At 70.7% G+C, this 18288-nt stretch carries 19 protein-coding genes; 8 read left to right on the top strand and 11 right to left on the bottom strand.

The genetic code is table 11. The annotated features are described in order from the left end of the window. Positions 1-48: 48 nt before the first annotated feature. On the bottom strand, positions 49-1491 hold the full coding sequence (locus ACQPZX_RS37295) for an alpha/beta hydrolase (RefSeq protein WP_433366206.1): 1443 nt from the start codon (positions 1489-1491) through the stop codon (positions 49-51). A gap of 77 nt (positions 1492-1568) precedes the next feature. Between ACQPZX_RS37295 and ACQPZX_RS37300 the strand changes: the two genes are divergently transcribed. Beyond that, positions 1569-2687, top strand: a complete 1119-nt coding sequence (locus ACQPZX_RS37300; protein ID WP_433366209.1) for a PQQ-dependent sugar dehydrogenase — start codon at positions 1569-1571, stop codon at positions 2685-2687. A 37-nt stretch (positions 2688-2724) separates the two neighbouring features. On the opposite strand, the gene ACQPZX_RS37305 is transcribed toward ACQPZX_RS37300, so the two are convergent. The 4 genes from ACQPZX_RS37305 to ACQPZX_RS37320 form a co-directional block, all read right to left on the bottom strand. After that, complete coding sequence (locus ACQPZX_RS37305) at positions 2725-2973, bottom strand: hypothetical protein (protein WP_433366212.1); 249 nt, start codon at positions 2971-2973, stop codon at positions 2725-2727. An 89-nt stretch (positions 2974-3062) separates the two neighbouring features. Then, positions 3063-3344: a hypothetical protein gene (locus tag ACQPZX_RS37310; protein WP_433366215.1), complete on the bottom strand. Its 282-nt coding sequence runs from the start codon at positions 3342-3344 to the stop codon at positions 3063-3065. 13 nt (positions 3345-3357) lie between these two features. Next, complete coding sequence (locus ACQPZX_RS37315) at positions 3358-5022, bottom strand: sodium:solute symporter family protein (RefSeq protein ID WP_433366218.1); 1665 nt, start codon at positions 5020-5022, stop codon at positions 3358-3360. 68 nt (positions 5023-5090) lie between these two features. Continuing rightward, positions 5091-5768 carry a TetR/AcrR family transcriptional regulator gene (locus tag ACQPZX_RS37320; protein WP_433366221.1) on the bottom strand — a complete coding sequence of 226 codons (678 nt, stop codon included), beginning with the start codon at positions 5766-5768 and terminating at the stop codon, positions 5091-5093. Positions 5769-5844: 76 nt separating this feature from the next. Between ACQPZX_RS37320 and ACQPZX_RS37325 the strand changes: the two genes are divergently transcribed. Beyond that, a complete protein-coding gene (locus tag ACQPZX_RS37325; RefSeq protein ID WP_433366224.1) occupies positions 5845-7020 on the top strand; it encodes an FAD-dependent monooxygenase in 1176 nt (391 codons plus the stop codon). Here ACQPZX_RS37325 and ACQPZX_RS37330 read toward each other — a convergent pair. From ACQPZX_RS37330 to ACQPZX_RS37340, 3 genes are read right to left on the bottom strand one after another with little or no spacing between them, the layout of a single operon-like run. Further along, positions 7013-7819: an alpha/beta fold hydrolase gene (locus ACQPZX_RS37330; RefSeq protein ID WP_433366227.1), complete on the bottom strand. Its 807-nt coding sequence runs from the start codon at positions 7817-7819 to the stop codon at positions 7013-7015. The two genes, ACQPZX_RS37325 and ACQPZX_RS37330, sit on opposite strands and share 8 nt — an antisense overlap. Next, complete coding sequence (locus ACQPZX_RS37335; RefSeq protein WP_433366230.1) at positions 7819-8478, bottom strand: HAD family hydrolase; 660 nt, start codon at positions 8476-8478, stop codon at positions 7819-7821. The genes ACQPZX_RS37330 and ACQPZX_RS37335 overlap by 1 nt, the downstream gene beginning before the upstream one ends. Beyond that, positions 8475-9341, bottom strand: a complete 867-nt coding sequence (locus ACQPZX_RS37340) for an LLM class F420-dependent oxidoreductase (RefSeq protein ID WP_433366233.1) — start codon at positions 9339-9341, stop codon at positions 8475-8477. Before ACQPZX_RS37340 ends, ACQPZX_RS37335 begins: the two co-directional genes overlap by 4 nt. 288 nt (positions 9342-9629) lie before the next feature. On the opposite strand from ACQPZX_RS37340, the gene ACQPZX_RS37345 reads away from it, so the two are divergent. After that, complete coding sequence (locus ACQPZX_RS37345; protein WP_433366236.1) at positions 9630-11180, top strand: glycosyltransferase family 2 protein; 1551 nt, start codon at positions 9630-9632, stop codon at positions 11178-11180. Between the two features lie 99 nt (positions 11181-11279). On the opposite strand, the gene fgd is transcribed toward ACQPZX_RS37345, so the two are convergent. Together fgd and ACQPZX_RS37355 are read right to left on the bottom strand one after the other, a co-directional pair. Then, positions 11280-12278, bottom strand: a complete 999-nt coding sequence (gene fgd / locus ACQPZX_RS37350) for a glucose-6-phosphate dehydrogenase (coenzyme-F420) (protein WP_433366239.1) — start codon at positions 12276-12278, stop codon at positions 11280-11282. 9 nt (positions 12279-12287) lie between these two features. After that, the gene (locus tag ACQPZX_RS37355) at positions 12288-14090 is read right to left on the bottom strand and encodes a sigma-70 family RNA polymerase sigma factor (RefSeq protein WP_433366242.1); all 1803 of its coding nucleotides are present in this window, start codon (positions 14088-14090) and stop codon (positions 12288-12290) included. Positions 14091-14246: 156 nt separating this feature from the next. Here ACQPZX_RS37355 and ACQPZX_RS37360 point away from each other — a divergent pair, with 156 nt between their 5' ends. From ACQPZX_RS37360 to ACQPZX_RS37375, 4 genes are all read left to right on the top strand, one after another. Beyond that, the gene (locus ACQPZX_RS37360) at positions 14247-14633 is read left to right on the top strand and encodes an ATP-binding protein (protein ID WP_433366245.1); all 387 of its coding nucleotides are present in this window, start codon (positions 14247-14249) and stop codon (positions 14631-14633) included. Positions 14634-14712: 79 nt separating this feature from the next. Further along, entirely contained in the window at positions 14713-15855 is a 1143-nt protein-coding gene (locus ACQPZX_RS37365; RefSeq protein ID WP_433366248.1) for a PP2C family protein-serine/threonine phosphatase, read from the top strand. 82 nt (positions 15856-15937) lie between these two features. Further along, positions 15938-16402, top strand: coding sequence for a MarR family winged helix-turn-helix transcriptional regulator (locus tag ACQPZX_RS37370; protein ID WP_433366251.1), 465 nt, complete (start codon positions 15938-15940; stop codon positions 16400-16402). Between the two features lie 14 nt (positions 16403-16416). Then, a complete protein-coding gene (locus ACQPZX_RS37375; protein WP_433366254.1) occupies positions 16417-17286 on the top strand; it encodes an LLM class flavin-dependent oxidoreductase in 870 nt (289 codons plus the stop codon). Here the strand turns inward: ACQPZX_RS37375 and ACQPZX_RS37380 are convergent. After that, positions 17283-17630, bottom strand: a complete 348-nt coding sequence (locus ACQPZX_RS37380) for a histone-like nucleoid-structuring protein Lsr2 (RefSeq protein WP_433385656.1) — start codon at positions 17628-17630, stop codon at positions 17283-17285. The two genes, ACQPZX_RS37375 and ACQPZX_RS37380, sit on opposite strands and share 4 nt — an antisense overlap. Before the next feature lie 201 nt (positions 17631-17831). On the opposite strand from ACQPZX_RS37380, the gene ACQPZX_RS37385 reads away from it, so the two are divergent. Further along, a complete protein-coding gene (locus ACQPZX_RS37385) occupies positions 17832-18260 on the top strand; it encodes a hypothetical protein (protein WP_433366257.1) in 429 nt (142 codons plus the stop codon). Positions 18261-18288: the final 28 nt, after the last annotated feature.

Genomic DNA, 18288 nt, shown 5'->3' on the forward strand with positions numbered 1-18288 from the left:
TCCCGAGGAGCGGCAGAGTACTTAGCTTGGCTAACGATACAACGCCGCTCAGATGACCCCAAACGGTTTAGGCTCCACCGCCGCGCAGGTCGTGCCCTCGGCCGGGCGGGTCAACCCGATGAGGTACGCGTCGGCCGCCCCCGAGACGCAGGTGCTGTGGTCGTAGACGACGTGACCCCAGCCCTCGTAGGTGACCAGGCTGGCCAGCGGGCCCAGCTGCCGGGCCATGCGCTCGGCCCACATGTACGTGGTGGCGGGGTCGTGCCGCGAGCCGATCAGCAGCACCGGCGGCATGCCGGGCGGCGGGGCGAACGGCTTCTGCGGGTTCGGCGGCGCGGTCGGCCAGCCCAGGCAGGCCGCGACCGAGTTGATCGCCAGCGGCGAAGCCAGCATCTGCGGGGCACGCGCGCGCAGGATCGCCAGCCGGCGGCGCAGGTCCGGATAGCCGGTGATCGGCAGGTACCAGTCCGAGCAGATCACCGGGGGGAAGCTGTGATCGATGATGTCCACCGGCGGCAGCGCTCTTTTGGCGGCGGGCCCCGCGGCGTCCTTGAGGTAGTAGGCGAACGAGTACCACTCCGGCTGATAGAACGCGGCGAACGCGGCGAGGGTCAGGTCGGCGACGTCGAGCTTCGCCGGCCGGTCGTACGGGTTCTCCAGCGTGCCGGCCGTCGCGCGCTCCACCAGCTTCTGCCAGAGCGCCGGGATGTCCTGGCCGCGCAGGACGCACGTCTTGTCGCGCGCGCACCAGGCCACGAACTCGTCGAACGAGTCCTGGGCGGCGTCGGTCTCCTGCACCAGGAACGTCCCGACGCTGACGCTGTGGTCCATCACCCCGTCGAGGACCAGGGCACGCAGGTGGTCCGGGTAGTTCTGGGCGTACTGCTCGCCCATCAGCGAGCCGTACGAGGCGCCGTAAAAGCTGATCTTGTCTTCGCCCAGGGCCTCGCGCAGCGCGTCGACGTCGCGGACCACGCTGAGGGTGTCGACGTGGCCGAAGACCGGGCCGGTGCGGGCCGCGCAGTCGGCGGCCAGCCGGCGGTTGTAATCGATCAGGGCGGCGTACTCGCGCTCGCTGGTGACCAGCGGCGACGGCGTCGCGTCGACCAGATCCTGCGAGCACAGGACCGGGGTGCTGCGGCCGACGCCGCGCGGGTCCATGCCGACGATGTCGAAATGCTTGCGCAGCTCCTCGCTGAAGAAGGTGGGCGCGTCGAAGGTGAAGTTCACGGCCGAGCCGCCGGGGCCGCCGGGGTTGACCACCAGCGTGCCGATCCGCTCGGCGGGGTCGAGGGCGGGGCGGCGGGCGATGGTGAGCATGACGGTGGGGCCGAGCGGATTCGCCCAGTCCGCCGGGACCCGCATGGTGCCGCATTGGACCTTGGCGTCCTCGGGGCACGGCGCCCACTCGACCGTCGGTGGGGTCGCAAGCTTTTCGCCGTACGGGAAAAGAAGTGTCACGACCGTGACCGCCGCCGCCAGAGCTCGCACCGCGATATCGTCGGACGAATCATGATCTTCAGTCTGGCGAATGGGTGAAGTTCGCCAAGCCGTGGCACGGTAGACCGATGACCACCGGCTCACGCACGCGCCTGCTCGCCGTCGCGACCGGCGCGGCCCTCCTTTCCGCCTGCTCCGACACACCGTCGTCGTCCTCGCCACCTCGCGCCGAGGCCACCGTGCCGTCCGCGCCGCCCGCTGCCCCCTCCTCCTCCGGCTCGCCGGGCACTCCCGACTTGAGCAAGCCGCAGACGATCGTGAGCGGCCTGGAGGTGCCGTGGGGGCTCGCGTTCCTCCCGGATGGCAGCGCGCTGGTGAGCGAGCGCGACAAAGGTGACATTTTACGCATTCCGGTCGGCGGCGGTGATCCGGAGCAGGTCTACAAGATCGCAGAATCGGAGAGCGGGGGCGAGGGCGGGCTCCTCGGGCTCGCGGTCTCACCGACTTACGCTCAAGACCAATTCGTGTACGCGTACTACACCGCCGCCGACGACAACCGGATCGTCCGCTTCAAACTCACCGACAAGACGCCCACGGTGATCTTCGATGGGATCACCCGGGGATCGCGGCACAACGGCGGACGGCTCGCGTTCGGTCCGGACGGGATGCTCTACGTCGGCACCGGCGACGCGAGCGACGGCGAGCAGTCGCAGGACCCGAAGGACGTCAACGGCAAGATTCTGCGGCTGACGCCCGCCGGGAAACCGGCGCCCGGCAACCCGACCGCGGGCTCGCCGGTCTGGTCGATGGGCCATCGCAATGTGCAGGGGCTGGCCTGGTCGGCCGACAAGAAGATGTACGCCATCGAGTTCGGGCAGGACACCTGGGACGAGGTCAACATCATCGAGCCCGGCAAGAACTACGGGTGGCCCGAGGTCGAGGGCAAGGGCGACAACCCGAAGTTCGCCAACCCCATCGTGCAGTGGCGCACCGACGACGCGTCGCCGTCGGGGGCGGCGATCGCCGGGGACACGCTGTACGTGGCGGCGCTCAAGGGCGCGCGACTGTGGAAGGTGCCGCTGGACGGCTCCTACAAGCCCTCGGCTTCATTCGAAGGCGAGTACGGCCGGCTGCGGACAGTGGGGATCGCGCCGGACGGCGCCCTGTGGCTGACGACCTCGAACCGGGACGGCCGGGGCGATCCGAGCTCGGGCGACGACCGGATCCTGCGATTCGCCGCTTCGTAGACGGAAAGTGGCCCGGTCCACGGACCGGGCCACTGACCTACTTGTTCGGTGGGATCTGGGGAAGAGCGGAGATCGCGGTGGCGTACTGCGCGATCTGCCGCCCGTTGGGCACGACTCCGACGGCTCGGAGCTGATCGTGGATCGCCTGCGCAACCGCATCCTCGGACTGTCCGCGATGCGTCTGCGCGACCTTGTTGATGACGTAGTCGATTCTCACTTGTGCCTGCCAGCCGGCGGGACGGCTACCGCCGGAGGTGGCGAAGCTGACTGAGGCCAGGGGTTCCATGCCCTGTCTATCGGAAGGTCAGACCCTCGACTGGAAGATATGAGGAACCTGTGCAACCGAACCGCACCGATCGAGCACCGGCCTGGCCATCATTCCCGCTCGGTTTCCCCGTTTTCCGCTTTCTCGACGCTCGGGGCGGCCTCCGGCGGGCTCAGCCGTAGCCAGAGCAGCATCAGCAACCCCAGCACGAGCATGGCGATGCCCATCCAGAGGTTGATGCGCACGCCCTGCGCCTTGTCGATCTCGGCGGGCGAGTCGAAGAGGCCGAGCAGCGTCACGATCACGCCGTAGATCACGAACAGGCCGCCGATCACCCGCCGCACGTCGAAGAGGCGGGCGGCCCTTTTCTCACTGCCGGAATCGTTGGTCATCGCAAGTCTCCTCTCACCAGACCGGGATGTAGAAGAGGACGGCCAGCGCCACGGCAATGCCGCCGAGCAGCACCGGGTTGCGCCACCAGACCTTCTCGCCCGCCAGGATCGCCTCGCCGGCGTTGCCCTCGAGGCCGTACACCAGGCCGCGCAGGTCTTCCTCGCGTTTCGACGGGGTGAACTGGGTGACGATCACCGCCACGATCACGGCGACCACGAACGCGGCGCCCGCGCCCCAGAAGCTCTCGTCGAGGTCGGAGTTGAACTTGATCGTCTCGGTCAGGTGCAGGATGTAGAGCGTCAGCGAGGCCAGGAAGCCGAGGAACAGCGACCAGAAACCCGCCCAGGCGGACATCCTCTTCCAGAACATGCCGACGATGAAGGTGGCGAACAACGGGGCGTTGAACAGCGAGAACAGCGCCTGGATGTAGTTCATGATGTTGCTGAAGCCGGCCGCGATGAACGCGGTGCCGATGCCGACGATGACGCCGGCGATGGTCGCGTACCGGCCCACCCGCAGGTAGTAGCCGTCGGGGCGGTCCTTGCGGACGTAGGCCTGCCAGATGTCGTACGTGAAGACCGTGTTGAAGCCGGAGACGTTGGCCGCCATGCCCGCCATGAACGAGGCCAGCAGGCCGGTCACCGCGACGCCGAGCACGCCGTTGGGCAGCAGGTCGCGCATCAGTAGCGGGATCGCGTTGTTGTAGACCAGGTCGCCCTCGTCCGCGCCCAGCCCCTGCACGGTCACCAGCGCGATGAGGCCGGGAATCACCGTCACCACGGGGATCAGCAGCTTCGGGAAGGCGCCGATGATCGGCGTACGGCGCGCGGCGTTCTCGCTCTTGGCCGAGAGCGCCCGCTGCACCTCGGCGAAGTTGGTGGTCCAGTAGCCGAAGGACAGCACGAAGCCGAGGCCGAAGATGATGCCGATCCAACTGGCGCCGAGCGGGTTGTCGGTGCTGCCGGTGTTGGCCCAGGTATGCAGGCCCGCCTCGCCCAGCGGACTCTGCCGGACCTTGTCGAACAGGCCGTCGATGCCGCCGACCTTGACCAGGCCGACGATCGTGATCGGGATCAGGCCGGCCAGGATCACGAAGAACTGCAGCACCTCGTTGTAGATCGCCGAGGAGAGACCACCGAGCGTGATGTAGACCAGCACGATCGCGGCGCCCAGCATGATCGAGACCCAGAGCGGCCAGCCGAGCAGCGCCTCGAGGATCAGGGCCAGGGCGTACAGGTTGACGCCGGCGATGAGGACCTGGGCGACCGCGAAGCTGACCGCGTTGAACAGGTGCGTGCTGTTGTTGAAGCGCCGCCGCAGGAACTCGGGGACGCTGCGCACCTTGGAGCCGTAGTAGAAGGGCATCATCACGATGCCGAGGAAGACCATGGCCGGCACCGCGCCGACCCAGTAGTAGTGCAGGGTCATCAGGCCGTACTGGGCGCCGTTGGCGGCCATGCCGATGATCTCGAGGGCCCCGAGGTTGGCCGAGACGAAGGCCAGGCCCGTCACCCAGGCCGGCATCGATCTCCCCGAGAGGAAGAAGTCACTGCTGGATCTGATCGCGGCGCGGGCGGCGAAGCCGATGCCCAGCACGGTCACGAAGTACAGAGCGAGGATCAGATAGTCGAAAATGTCGAGGTCGAGCCGGAGTCCGCTCGCCGCAAGCACATCCACGTGCCACCTCCCAGGCGAAGTCGCCATCGACTACCCGGCATGAACATGTTTCACACTCGTAACGCCCGTCACCTCGACACTCTCCTTTCCAGAAGTGACTCCAATCCGTCGAGGATGCGGGCCAGGCCGAAGGCGAAGGCGTTGTCGGCGCCGCCCTCATCGGCCACTTCGGAGAGAGCGGCCACGACCGCGGGATAGCTGGCGGCGTGGTCGCGCAGGATCGCGCTCATCGCGTCGGCCAGATCGCTCTCGGCGCCGCCGTGCTGGCCGGCGATCATCCGGACGTGGCCGGCGAGCGTGGCCACGGCGTCGAGGCGCTCGGCGCCGGTGAGGCCGGGCGGCAGGACCCGCAGGGCGCATTCCAGCCAGGCGATCTCGTGCGGGCCGACCGGGCGGCGGCCGGTGGTCGCCTCCAGCGACCAGACATGACTCTCGTACGCCGCGAGCAGCGCGGTGGCCCACTGGGTCAGGGCGTCGCGCCAGTCCGCCCGCGCCGAGATCTGCGGCGAACCGCCGAGGGCGCGCTCCATCATGGCGGCGACCAGCTCGGTCTTGCTCGACAGATAGCGGTACAGCGACATCTTCGTATAGCCCAGGTCGGCCGCCACCCGCTGCATCGAGACCGCGGCGAGGCCCTCGGCGTCGGCGATCGCGACGGCGGCGTCGGCGATCTGCTCGAGGGTCAGCGCGGGCTTGGGACCGCGGGTCGGTCGCGGGCGGGGCGCCCAGAAGAAATCTGCCGTCATGTTGCCATCCCTTCGAACAGCGTCTACCGTACACAGAAATAACCGAGTCCGATGGACACAGTTTTTGGGGGAGATCATGAAGGTCCTGATTTCGGGTGCGAGCATCGCGGGGCCGGCGCTGGCCTACTGGCTGGGCCGGTTCGGCTTCGAGCCGACGATCGTCGAGGTCGCGCCGGCCCTGCGCACCGGCGGCAGCGCTGTCGACTTCCGCGGGCCGCTGCACATGGGCGTGCTCGAGCGGATGGGCGTGCTGCCGGCGCTGCGCGCGCTGCAGACCGGCGGGACCGTGATGCGGGTCGTCGACGCCGACGGTGCCAAGCTCATGGAGTGGCCGGCCGGGCTGGCCGGCGGCGACCTCGAGGTGCAGCGCGGCGACCTGTCCCGCGTCCTCTGCGACGCCGGCCCGTGGACCGAGTTCCTCTTCGGCGACCGCATCACCGCGATGACCGAGACGCCTTCCGGGGTCGAGGTCACCTTCGCGAGCGGCCTGCACCGGGTCTTCGACCTCGTGGTCGGCGCCGACGGCGTCCACTCCGGGGTGCGGCGGCTGGCGTTCGGCCCCGAGGAGCAGTTCGTGAAGCACCTGGGCTACTACGTCGGCGGCTGGGATGTGCCCAACGAGTGGGGCCTCGACCGGACGATGCTGCTGCACAACGAGCCGGGCCGCATGATGAGCGTCGGCGGCGACCACCAGCATCCCTCGCGAGCGGCGACGCTGGTCGCGTTCGCCTCCGACCGGCTCGACTACGACCGGCACGACCGCGACGCGCAGAAACGGCTGCTGCGCGAGCGCTACGCCGGCATGGGCTGGCTGGCGCCGCGGCTGCTCGACGTGCTCGACACCGCGCCCGACCTGTGGTTCGACCAGATCTGCCGGGTCGACGCCCCGCAGTGGGCCAAGGGGCGGGTCGCGCTGGTGGGCGACGCGGCGTGCGGCGCCACCATCGGCGGGCAGGGCAACGGCACCGCGATCGTCTCGGCGTACGTGCTGGCCGGCGAGCTCGCGGCGGCCGGCGGTGACCATCGGGTGGCCTTCCCGGCGTACGAGAAGCGGATCGGCAAGTTCGCCCGGGGCACCCAGAAAGGTGGCGACACCACCGGCAAGTTCCTGGCGCCCAAGACCGCGACCGGCATCCGCGCCCGCAACTTCCTCAACAACCAGAAATGGTTCATCGACCTGACCTTCAAGATCGCGGCCGACCGCAGCACGAACATCGAGCTGCCCGACTACTCCGCTCGCGCGGTCAGGTAGCCGGCTGGGAAAGCGCGCCGTCGATCGCCGCGCGGGTGCCGTCGGGGTCCGTGACCCAGGGGAAGTGGCCGGCGTCCGGCAGCCAGATGATCGAGGCGTTCGGCAGCCAGTCGGCGAGCACGTGCGGCGCGGCCAGGCCGGTCACCACGTCCCGGTCGCCGGCGATGATGGTGACGGGCACGCCGACCGCGGCCAGGTCGCCGGGGTCGAGGGTGGCCGACCAGAAGTCCTCGTACGCGGCGGTCGCCTCGGGCCGGCGGGCATGCTCGCGCACCGCCTCGGTGTCGGCGCCGTAAACCAGCGGCATGAGGGCCGGGTCGGCCTCGGCGTCGTCGGAGTCGGCGTCCCAGGCGAGCTTCGCGGGGGCGTACCAGGGCTCCGCCGAGAACCACCTCTTCACCAGCACGTCCTGGTTGGGCTCGTCGGCGCCGAGCGGGATCGGCTTGCGCGACGGGGTGAGAAGCACGAGCCGCGAGACGCGCGAGGGGTGCCGCGCGGCGTAGGCGAGGACGGGCCACGCCCCGGCCGAGTGCCCCAGCAGGTCGAGGCGGTCAGTGCCGAGGTGGAGCCGCAGCTGCTCGAGATCGTCGGCCAGATCGGTGAAGACGTGCGACGGCGCCGGCTCGGAGCCGCCGGTGCCGCGCGGGTCGAGCAGCAGGAGGGTGCGATGCACCCCGCCGAGGTCGTCCAGATATCCGGCGGGCCGGCCCGGCCCGCCGGGCTGGCAGACCAGGAGCGGCCCGTCGCCGCGCAGCTCGTAGTGCAGTTCGGTGCCCGCGGCCGACCGGAAGACCCCCATCAGCGGAGCCTATCGATCTCTTCCACTGTCAGCGCTCCGATATCGGACACGACCAGGCTCGCCTTCGCGATGGCGTCCGCGGCGGGCGGGTAGACGCCGTGCGGCACCGCCACCACCGCGAGCCCGGCCGCGGCGGCCGAGCGCAGGCCGTTGCTCGAGTCCTCGACCGCGGCGCACACCGCCGGGCTGAGGCCGAGCTTCTCCGCCGCGGCGAGATACACATCGGGGTACGGCTTGCCCCGCGGCACCTCCTCGGTCGAGAGCGTCACCTGGAAAGCGCCGGTCAGACCGGCCGTGGCCAGCACCTGATCGATCAGAATCCGCGCCGAGGAACTGGCGAGCGCCAGCGTGAAGCGCTCGCCGATCCGGCGTACGGCCTCGACCGCGCCCGGGATGAGCGGCAGGTCCGAGCGGTACCGCTCGGCCATGCGGCCCAGCACCTCCGCCGCCACCTGCTCGGGGGCGCGCGGCACGCCGACCTCCTCGGCCAGGTGCCGCGACCACTCGCCGGTGCTCATGCCCATCATCCGGTCCTGGGTGTCCGGGAGGAACTCGCGGCCGTACTCGGCCACGTACCCCCGGCGAACCTCCTCCCAGACCTCCTCGGAGTCGATGATGACCCCGTCGAGGTCGAAGACCACCGCCCGGATGGTGCTCACAGCTCCGCTGCCGCGGGGATGATCTCCTTCTGGAAGATCTCGAACTGCTTGGTGTCGTACGCGTTGACCAGGCTGCCGTGGGCCTGCTGGAAGCCCATCGCCGCCAGACCGCGCAGGCCCTCGACAAGCTCGCCCGGGCTCTTGGTGGTGAGGTCGTAGTGGAACATGACGGTCTTCTCGATCTCGTCGTAGTCCCGGCCCACGTTCTCGCAGTGCTGCTTGAGCACGTCGAGCTTGTGGCCCACCTCGGGCGAAGGGAAGAGGTTGCAGGCGTCGGCGTACTTCGCGACCAGCAGCAGGGTCTTCTTCTCGCCGCCGCCGCCGATCAGGATCCGCGGGTGCGGCTTGCTCAGCGGCATCGGCGAGTTGAGGAGCCGGCCCAGCTGGTAGTGCTTGCCCTGGTACGGCGTCTCGTCGCCGGCGAACATCTGCTTGCAGATCTGCAGCGTCTCCTCGAGCCGCTCGAAGCGCTCCTTGGTCGAGGGGAAGAACAGGCCGAGGCCGCGCGACTCGTCCTCGTTCCACGCGGCGCCGATGCCGAGCAGGGCGCGGCCGCCGGAGAGCACGTCGAGGGTGGTCACCGCCTTGGCCAGCAGGCCCGGGTCGCGGTAGGTCACGCCGGTGACCATGGTGAACAGCTTGGCGGTCTTGGTGTGGGCGGCGAGGTAGCCGAGGGCGGTGTACGCCTCGAGCATGGCGTTCTCCGCCGGACCCACCCCGCGGATCTGCCAGACGTGGTCCATCACGCTGATCCGGTCGAAACCGGCCTCGTCGGCCGACGAGGCGACGTCGGCGAGCGTGGGGCCGAGCCGAGGGGCGTCTCCGGGCCAGGTGAAGTTCGAGATGTGCAGGCCAAGTTTCACAGCCCTGTTCCTTCCACGAGGACATTCACGACGACCCTACCGCTTACTCCCATTTTCTGTACGCACAGTAGCCGCTCGGCTAACAGATACGGTCCGTGACCGCCGTCCGGGAGGTCCGGTTCGGTCCGTCCCGGGGAGGGCCCTCCACCGTTCCGCTGAGTTGCTGTTCGGTTGCCGACCGGTAGCTTCGAAGATCAGCAGTTCACCGTGAGGAGCACCGCCATGCCTCCCTCGCCGCTCAGCCCAGCGACGACCCGTCACCGCCGACCATCACCGTCCGTAAGCGTCGTGATCCCGGTCCGCGACCCCGGCGGCCTCCCGCTGACCCTGCGCGGCCTCCCGCCCGTCGACGAGGTCATCGTCGTCAGCGAAACCCCCGCCGTCGCTTCTCCCGAACCCGCGTTCGGCGCGCCCGGCATCGGGTCCCCGGCCGATGTCGCGGCGATCGTCCACGCCGCCCGGCCCGACGCCCGGGTGCTCCGCGCCGGCCGTCCTGGCCCCGGCAACGCCCTGGCCACCGGCCTGGCCGCCGCCCGCGGCGACGTGATCGTGACGCTGAACGGCGACGGCTCCACCGACCCGGCCGAGATCCCGAACTACGTGGCCGCCCTGACCGCCGGCGCCGACGTGGCGGTGGGCTCCCGCTACCGGGACCCCGGCCGCGACCTGACCGGCGGCCGTTTCCGCCGCTGGGCCAACGTCCTGCTGATCTGGATCGTCAACACGGTCTTCGGCGTCCGCCGCACCGACCCCGGCTTCGGCTACGCCGCCTTCTGGAGCGACGCCGTCCCCCACCTGGACCTCCCCGACCCGTCCTCCCGGGCCGGCGCCGCCTGGAGTGACGGCCCCGAACTCGCCCCGATCCTGTCCCTGCGCCCGTCGATCCGCGGCCTGCGGGTCACTGAGGTGCCGAGCGTCGCCTACCCCCGCATGAGCCGCCCGTCCCGCGCCGAACGCCCCGGCCCGCGCCACTGGCTCCGCCTCCTGGCCAGAGAGTTCCCCCACCGCCAGGGCCGCCACGCCAACACCGCGACCGCCCCCGGCTCACCGACCAGCCTCGCCACCGGCCCCGGCACACCGACCGGCTCCGGCCCCACGACCGGCACAGCCTCCGGCCCTGGCTACCCGGCCGGCGCCTCCCCCGGCGGCGGCTTCCCCTCGCGCGCCGGCTCCACTCGCGCCGACGGATCGGCCGCCCGCACAGGCTTCGCGGGAACAGGATTCGCCAGGCGTGGGCTCGCCGCGCGGGGCGCCGCCGGCGCAGAAGCCGCCGGCACAGACGCCGCCAGCGCCGCCACTGCAGGCGCCGGGACCGCAGGCGCGGGGGCGGGACACGCGGCCTCGACCGCCGACCTGGGCGCCGGCAACGCGGACTCCGACGGCGTGGTGTTGCCCGGCGCCGACCGCCGGCCGCCGGGCGGGCCGATCTGGGGCCCGCCGGGACGTCGTCCATCGCCCTCGCGTGACCTGTGGCAGGCCGGCGACAACCCGGTCCCGCACACGTCGCCGCGCTCGATCGCCAACGTGACCCCGCACGCGTGGCGCACCGGCTACCCGGGCCGCGTGACCGGCCCCGACGCCAAGCCGCGCTCCGCCGAGGACGCGCGGCCCGACTCGGCCGCGTCCAGCTTTGTCCCGCCGTCGGCGCCCGCCGCCGAGTCGCGCTCGGTCCCGCTGCAACCGCCGGCCGCGCGCCGCGAGGTGGGCACCAAGCGCCGCCGGATCGAGGGCCTGCGCCAGCGCCCCGACCTGCGCGTCATCAACGGCGAGGGCACGGGCGGCGGGCGCACCCGAAGCGGTCGGCTGCGCCCGGTCCCGAAGGAGAACCTCGGCGGTTAGGGTCTGTCCTGCCGATCACGCGGGAGCGAGGCGAGGTCCAGGTGGTGGCTGGCGCCGCCTGGGCCACGCCGCAGCCCCTCGTGAGCGGCAGGACAGACCCTAGGCGTTGGCGCGCAGGCGGGGCAGGATCTGGTCCGCGTACAGGCGCAGGAAGCGCTCCTGGTCGGGGCCTGGCGCGTGGAAGACCAGGTGCTTGAAGCCCATGTCCAGGTATTCCTGGACGCGGTCACCGTGCTCTTCGGGGTCCGAGGAGCAGATCCAGCGGGTGACCGTGCGCTCGACCGGCAGGGCGTCGGCGCGGCGCTGCATCTCCAGCGGGTCCTCCACGCCGGTCTTCTCCTCGGGCGACAGGGCCAGCGCGCCCCAGTAATGGGTGTCGTTCCGGGCCCTGTCCAGGTCGTCGTCGAAGGAGACCTTGACCTCGATCATCAGGTCCAGGTCGTCCAGCTTGCGGCCGGCCTTCTCGGCGCCCTCGCGGACGGCGGGGAGCAGGGTTTCCGTGTAGAGGTCGTGGCCCTTGCCGCTGGTGGTGATGAAACCGTCGGCGATGCGGCCGGCCAGGCGGGTGGCGGCGGGGCCGGAGGCGCCGATGTAGATCGGCACCGGAGTCTCGGGCTTGTCGTAGATCGTGGCGTTCTCGGTGCGGTAGAACTGGCCCTCGTAGGTGACCCGGTCCTCGCGCCAGAGCTTCTGGATCAGCTGCACCGACTCCTTCAGCCGGGCGAAGCGCTCCTTGCCGTCGGGCCACGGGATGCCCAGCGGCACCTCGTTGAGCGACTCGCCGGAGCCGACGCCGAGCACCACCCGGCCGGGGGCCAGCATGCCGAGCGTGGCGAACGCCTGGGCGACCACGGCGGGGTGGTAGCGGAAGGTCGGGGTGAGCACGCTCGTGCCGATCAGCACGCGCTCGGTACGGGCGGCGAGCGCCCCCAGCCACGGAAGCGCGGCCGGCGCGTGGCCGCCGTGATGCCGCCAGGGCTGCAAATGGTCGGAGACGAAAACCGAGTCGAAGCCCAGCTCCTCCGCCAGCACGCTGTACCCGAGGAGCTCCGCCGGCGCGAACTGCTCGGCCGACGCCTTGTACCCGAACCGAATCATGAGTCGACCCTAACCCGCGGCTTTGTAGGCCTCCCCCGCCGCCGTCGGAGAATCACCGTCCTTGTAGAGGCCGAAGTCCACGCTGTCGGCCACCGCGGGCAGGCCGAACCAGGCGTACCGCTCGACGTACGACCTTTTCTGCAGGCCCGACGTGGTGCCCTTGATGAAGGTGACGAGCTGCGACGACGACGGGTACTTCGGCGAGCCGGAGAAGTTCATCAGGCCGAACTCGGTGATCCAGATGGGCTTGTTGTAGCGCTTGTGCACGGCGTCCACGTACCCGAGGAACTGGTCGACCGAGGCGGCGCTGAAGTCCGACCCGTACCAGTGCAAAGTGATGAAGTCGACCCGGTAACCCTTGTCCTTCGCCCCGCTCATGAATCGGTCGAGCCACCCGCCGGCCGTGTCACCGCCGTACGCGACGGAAGGACTCCCCAAGCGCAAGCCCGTCGCCTGGAGCTTGGGCCACGCGGCCAGGGCGTCCTCGACGCTCATGTCGGCCTGCCCGGCCATGTCCGGCTCGTTGAAGCCGAGCAGTTCGCCGCCGCTCTCCTTCTTGGCCCGCGCGATCGTGGCGTCGGTGGCGTCGCCCTTGGCCCGGATCATCGGGACGAACTCGACGCCGGACGGGCCGGGCACGTCGTCGTTGTTCGAGGCCCAGTTGTAGTACCAGCCCGCGCCGACGTCGGCGAGCGCCGCCTTGAGGCCGGTGAATTTCCAGACGCCGACGCCCTTCTTCTTGCTCGCCTTCGCGGTGATCACGACGGCGGGCTTCTTCGAGGTCTTGGAGGGGGTCGGCGACGGCTTCGGCGAGGCGGTGCGGGACGCCGCAACGGTCGTGGGCCTGACAACGGGCGCCGAGGTGACGACTACCGCCGCGGTCGGCTGCTGCGGCGGCGAGGACTGGTGGTAAACGACCACGGCGGTCCCGGCGCCGGCCACCGCGGTGGTCGCGAGGGCCGCGGTCAGCACCTTCTGCGAGACGCCCAGACCGATCTTGGTAGCGAGATGAGCGCCACCGGTCGACAAGATGGCCGAGCCACCGACATTGCCGGCCAGCGAGGCGGGGATCGGCACCAGGGCCATCCCGGCGAGCAGCCGCTCGGCCGCGACCAGGTTGTGCCAGGCGGGCGTGCAGTGCACGCAGTCGCGGGTGTGCCGGGCGATGCGCTTGCGCCACAGCGCGCCCGGTGTGCCGTCCCAGTGCACGGTGATCAGGCGCAGGTCGGGGCAGGGCGGCTGGGCGGCGAGCGCCCGCACCACCACGCGGGCCGTCTCGAGCTGGCCTTTCATCCGCTGGATGCGCACGGCGGCGTGCTGGCGGGTGACCTCGGTGGCCTCGACGATCTCGTCGCGGGTGAGCTCGCCGGACGCCTCCAGCCACCACAGCGAGAGCAGCTCGCGGTTCTCCTCGTCGAGCCACCGGGTCGCCTCGGCCGTCTCGCGGCGCTGCCCGGACAGCTCGAGGCGGGTGATGGCCAGGTCGGTGAAGTCGGCGCCGGGATCGCGGACGTCCTCGTGGACCAGCGCGTCGGGCGCGCCGCGCCGGAACCGGAACCGCTCACGCACCTGGCGGACCGTGATGGCCACCAGCCAGGACCGGAACGACTCGGGTTCGCGCAGGTCACCGAGGTTGCGCAGGACCCGCAGCATCACGTCCTGCACCACGTCGTCGACGTCCGCGTGGCCCTCGAGGGCGCGGCCGACGATCGTGTAGACGAGCGGCAGGTACCCCGCGACGAGCCGGTCGACGGCGGCCGGGTCGCCGGCGCGGGCCGCGATGACCGTCGCGATGTCCGGTTGGTCCGCCATGATCCTGCCTTTCGTCGTGCGTCCCCGCCCGTGGTTTGCCGGGCGACCATAGGGGGACGCGCGAGCCGTCCATGGATAACACGTTTTTCGCGACCACCCGGTTGAGCACACTGACGATTAGGCGGGCCGCACCCCGGGCACATGAGTGATATGCGTATGACAGTCCGGCTCAACCTGCCGCGTGAGGCCGGCAGCGTTCCCGCCGTGCGCCGACTGTTGCGCAGCGCCCTCGCCGTCCTGCACGTGGACCAGGAGTCCGGCGCCGATCTGGAGCTCGCGATCACGGAGGCCTGCGCCAACGTGGTCCACCACGCGTCGGGTACGGAGAGCTTCGAGGTCCATCTCGAGGTCGCCGAGGACCGCTGCACGATCGATGTGCGCGACGACGGGGTCGGGTTCGACCCAGCCGCGATCGACCCGCCACAGGCGGAGAACGACCGCGGCCGTGGGCTGTTCCTGATCAAGGCGCTCGCCGAGAACGTACGGCTGAACTCCACGCCCCGCAGCGGCAGCCTCATCCACTTCGAGAAGTCGTTCGCCTAGGGCTCGTCAGCCGCAGCGGAGGCAAGCGCCTATCATGCTTGCACTCCGGCAATTATTGCCGACCGTGAAAGGAGATCGAGTGTCCGACGGCCCGGCATCGGTCGGCGCGCAACTGCGCGCTGCGCCGCCCGATCGCCTTCCCGAGGTCACCGCCGAACACCTGCGCGCCCACTACGCGGCCGACCGGGTCGAGGTGCTGCTCGGCGATCTGAGCCTGTCCGCCCTGTGGCCGGTGCTCGACCCCGAGGGCCCCACCGGCGGGCCCCTGGAGCAGCGCTGCTTCGGCAGCCAGCTGCCCGTGGTCGACCCGCGGCTGGACGGCCCGGCCAAGGTGCTTCTGCCCCTCACCGTCTGGGGCGACCGGCTCGGCGTGCTGAGCCTGGAGACCGAGCTCGAGACCGGTCGGGAGCTGACCACGGAGCTCGCGGTGGTCGCCGACGAGCTGGCCATGGCGCTGCGCACCGCCGACCGGGACACCGACCGCTACCACAAGGTGCGCCGGCGGCAGCGCCTGACGATGGCGGCCGAGCTCCAGTGGGAGCTGCTGCCCGGGCGCTCGCTCACCGGCGAGCGGTTCCGGCTGGCCGGGGCGCTGGAGCCCGCCTACGCGGTCTACGGCGACCACTACGACTGGTCGGTCACCGGCGACCGGCTCACCGTCACGGTGCTCAACGGGCACGGCGACGGGATCGAGGCGACGCTGCTCACCGCCGTCGCGGTCAACGCCATGCGCAACGCCCGCCGCTCCGGGGCCGGCATCGTCGAGCAGGCCGAGCTGGCCTCCGACGCGGTCTACTCGCGGCACGGCGGCAACGCGTACGTGGCCACCCTGCTGCTCGAGATCGGGCTGACCGACGGCGCGGTGGAGGCGGTCGACGCCGGCTCGCCGAAGGCGATGGTCGCGCACAACGGAGACATCCGGCCGGTCACGCTGGAGCAGCAGCTGCCGCTCGGCATGTTCGGCGACACCCGGTACGAGACGCAGAAGTTCCAGCTCGAGCCGGGCGACCGACTGCTGGTGGCCAGCGACGGCGTGCACGCCGCGGCGCCCGGCGGACGGGCCCCGTACGGTGCCTCGGCGCTGCTCACGGCCCTGCGCCGGACCCGGCTCCAGCCGCCGTCCGAGGCGGTCGGCACGGTCGTCCGGGCGCTGCGCGAGTACCACGACGGCCTCGACGCTGATGACGACGCCGTGCTCGTCTGCTTGGATTGGCTCAGATAACCGGGCATGAACCGCGTCAAGAGGGGGTAGTCGCAGTCCGGCACCACGTCGCAGGCCTTCTGCAGACAGGGATATATCCGACATGGACGACCGGGTCACCCACGTCGCCGCGGCCGTCGAATCGGCGGTCGAGTCCCTCGTGTCCGTGCTGGACGCCGCCCGCGTCGCGCAGACCCCCACGGTGCCGCCCGCCCAGCTGCGCGTGCTGACCTTCGTCTCGGACAATCGGCAGACCAACATGAGCCGGCTGGCCGAGGCGCTCGACGTGGTCCCGTCGTCGGCGAGCCGGCTGTGCGACCGGCTCGAGGCCGCCGGGCTGCTGCGCCGGGTGCCCGACCCGCGTGACCGGCGCGAGGTGCGGCTGATGCTGACCTCGTCGGCCCGGCGGCTGCTCGACCAGATCCGCGAGCGTCGCCGGGTGGCGCTGGCCGAGGTCCTCGACCGCATGCCCGAGTCGTCCCGCGAGGAGCTGCTGCGGTCGTTGCGAGTGTTCGCCGAGGCGGCCGAGCCGGCCGAGGAGGAAACGGCGGATTTGCGTACGGCCTGAGGTAGGTTCCCCGCATGCGCATCGGCATCGTGATCCTTCCCGACCAGCGCTGGTCGGTGTCCGCCGGCCGCTGGCGCCGCGCCGAGGAGTACGGCTTCGACCACGCCTGGACCTATGACCACCTGGGCTGGCGCGACCTGATCGACGGTCCGTGGTTCGACGCCGTGCCGACGCTGACCGCGGCCGCGATGGTGACGAGCCGGATCAAGCTGGGCACGTACGTGGCCTCCCCGAACTTCCGGCACCCGGTGCATTTCGCCCGCGAGGTGATCTCGCTCGACGACATCTCGGGCGGCCGGCTGCTGCTCGGGCTGGGCGCCGGCGGCATCGGCTTCGACTCGGCGGTGCTCGGCGAGCCCGAGCTGACCCCGCGCCGGCGGGTCGACCGCTTCACCGAGTTCCTCGACGTGTTCGCCACGATCCTGGCGAACCCGGCGACGACGTGGCGCGGCGAGTGGTACCAGGCGGTGAACGCGCGCAGCATCCCCGGCTCGCTGCAGCAGCCGCGGCCGCCGTTCATCGTGGCGGCGAACGGCCCGCGCGCCCTGCGGCTGGCCGCCAAGCACGGCGACGGCTGGGTCACGACCGGCGCCCACGACGTTCCGGACGCGGAGTCGTGGTGGCGGTCGATAGCGGAGACCGTTGCCCGGTTCGAAGAGACGATGAGCGCGGCCGGCCGCCCGCTGGACGCCATACCGCGCTATCTCAACCTGGACACGTCCCCGGTCTATTCGATGACCAGCGTCGACGCCTTCACCGACGCGGTGGGGCGCGCCGCCGCGCTGGGCTTCACCGACGCCATCACCCATTGGCCCCGGGCATCGAGTTGGTACGCCGGCGACGAAAAAGTTCTCGAATCCGTCGCCGGGCTGCTACCGCTTTAACGGCCGTTCGCGGCCCGGTACGCGTCCGTGACGGACTGCGGAATGCGGCCGCGCTCGGAAATCTGGTGGCCGTTGGCCTGAGCCCACTCGCGGATCGACCTGTTCTCGTCGCGCGAGCCTGCCGTGCGGCTGGGGGCCGTGCGCCGGGCGGGGATGCGGCCCGCGCTCCGGCCCAGACGGGTGCCCGCGTTGATGAACGGGTCGAGAGCCTTACGCAACTTCCCGGCATTGGCCTCGGAAAGGTCGATCGTGTAGTTAATACCGTCGAGGCTGAACTCGACGGTGCGGTCCGCCTTCTTTCCGTCCAGATCGTCGATCAGCGTGGTGATAACCTGCCGCGCCATAATGACTCCCGAGTTAATCCAGATCAACCGCGCCCAGTGTTGCTCGTAACCGGGTTCCGGCGCAACTCATCGGGCCAGAATTCGCAATTGTTTCCCTCCGCGACCGGTCCGTTATTCAAATGGCGGGACCGGCATTCACAGGAAACGGGCGAGGAAAGACCGGGTGGCAGGCGGCCACGTGGATCACCTAGGGTCGCAGTCATGGACGAGCGTGCGGCGTGGAACGAGCAGCGCCGGCGGGCCATCGACGAGCACGCGGCCGCGCTGGCCGCCGGCCAGCAGGCCGAGGCGCGTCAGGCCGCCGACCTGCTGTCCTCGTTCGTCCGGCGGGCCGCCGAGCGCGGCCTGGCGCCACATCCGCTGACCGCGCGCAGCTTCGACGGCCACGCGACGTATCGCACGAGAGCGCGCGGGTGGTATCTGAAATCGAATCGTTCGGTCGCCGTCGGTGAGCACGGCGAGTATTACGTCCTGACCGTTCCGTCATCGTGGCGCGCCCGGTTCGCCGGCGCCGACCTCTCCCCCAGCACCCCCAAGCTGATCGTCGGCGCGGGCGGCGGTGACGGCGAGACCATTCCGCTGGCTCGACTTCTCGACCAGCGGCTCGACGCGGGAGTCACCTGGCCTTGATCCGCATCCCCCTCAGCCGGATCGCTGC

The sequence above is a fragment of the Actinoplanes sp. CA-142083 genome (assembly GCF_050942195.1).
In the GTDB taxonomy this organism is placed as follows: Bacteria; Actinomycetota; Actinomycetes; order Mycobacteriales; family Micromonosporaceae; genus Actinoplanes.

What these genes read in the sequence shown, in the direction of transcription:
- ACQPZX_RS37300 (WP_433366209.1), top strand. Translation starts at nt 1,569, where the DNA reads ATGACCACCGGCTCACGCACGCGCCTGCTCGCCGTCGCGACCGGCGCG.
- ACQPZX_RS37305 (WP_433366212.1), bottom strand. Translation starts at nt 2,973, where the DNA reads ATGGAACCCCTGGCCTCAGTCAGCTTCGCCACCTCCGGCGGTAGCCGT.
- ACQPZX_RS37310 (WP_433366215.1), bottom strand. Translation starts at nt 3,344, where the DNA reads ATGACCAACGATTCCGGCAGTGAGAAAAGGGCCGCCCGCCTCTTCGAC.
- ACQPZX_RS37320 (WP_433366221.1), bottom strand. Translation starts at nt 5,768, where the DNA reads ATGACGGCAGATTTCTTCTGGGCGCCCCGCCCGCGACCGACCCGCGGT.
- ACQPZX_RS37325 (WP_433366224.1), top strand. Translation starts at nt 5,845, where the DNA reads ATGAAGGTCCTGATTTCGGGTGCGAGCATCGCGGGGCCGGCGCTGGCC.
- ACQPZX_RS37330 (WP_433366227.1), bottom strand. Translation starts at nt 7,819, where the DNA reads ATGGGGGTCTTCCGGTCGGCCGCGGGCACCGAACTGCACTACGAGCTG.
- fgd (WP_433366239.1), bottom strand. Translation starts at nt 12,278, where the DNA reads ATGATTCGGTTCGGGTACAAGGCGTCGGCCGAGCAGTTCGCGCCGGCG.
- ACQPZX_RS37355 (WP_433366242.1), bottom strand. Translation starts at nt 14,090, where the DNA reads ATGGCGGACCAACCGGACATCGCGACGGTCATCGCGGCCCGCGCCGGC.
- ACQPZX_RS37360 (WP_433366245.1), top strand. Translation starts at nt 14,247, where the DNA reads ATGACAGTCCGGCTCAACCTGCCGCGTGAGGCCGGCAGCGTTCCCGCC.
- ACQPZX_RS37370 (WP_433366251.1), top strand. Translation starts at nt 15,938, where the DNA reads ATGGACGACCGGGTCACCCACGTCGCCGCGGCCGTCGAATCGGCGGTC.
- ACQPZX_RS37375 (WP_433366254.1), top strand. Translation starts at nt 16,417, where the DNA reads ATGCGCATCGGCATCGTGATCCTTCCCGACCAGCGCTGGTCGGTGTCC.
- ACQPZX_RS37380 (WP_433385656.1), bottom strand. Translation starts at nt 17,630, where the DNA reads ATGGCGCGGCAGGTTATCACCACGCTGATCGACGATCTGGACGGAAAG.
- ACQPZX_RS37385 (WP_433366257.1), top strand. Translation starts at nt 17,832, where the DNA reads ATGGACGAGCGTGCGGCGTGGAACGAGCAGCGCCGGCGGGCCATCGAC.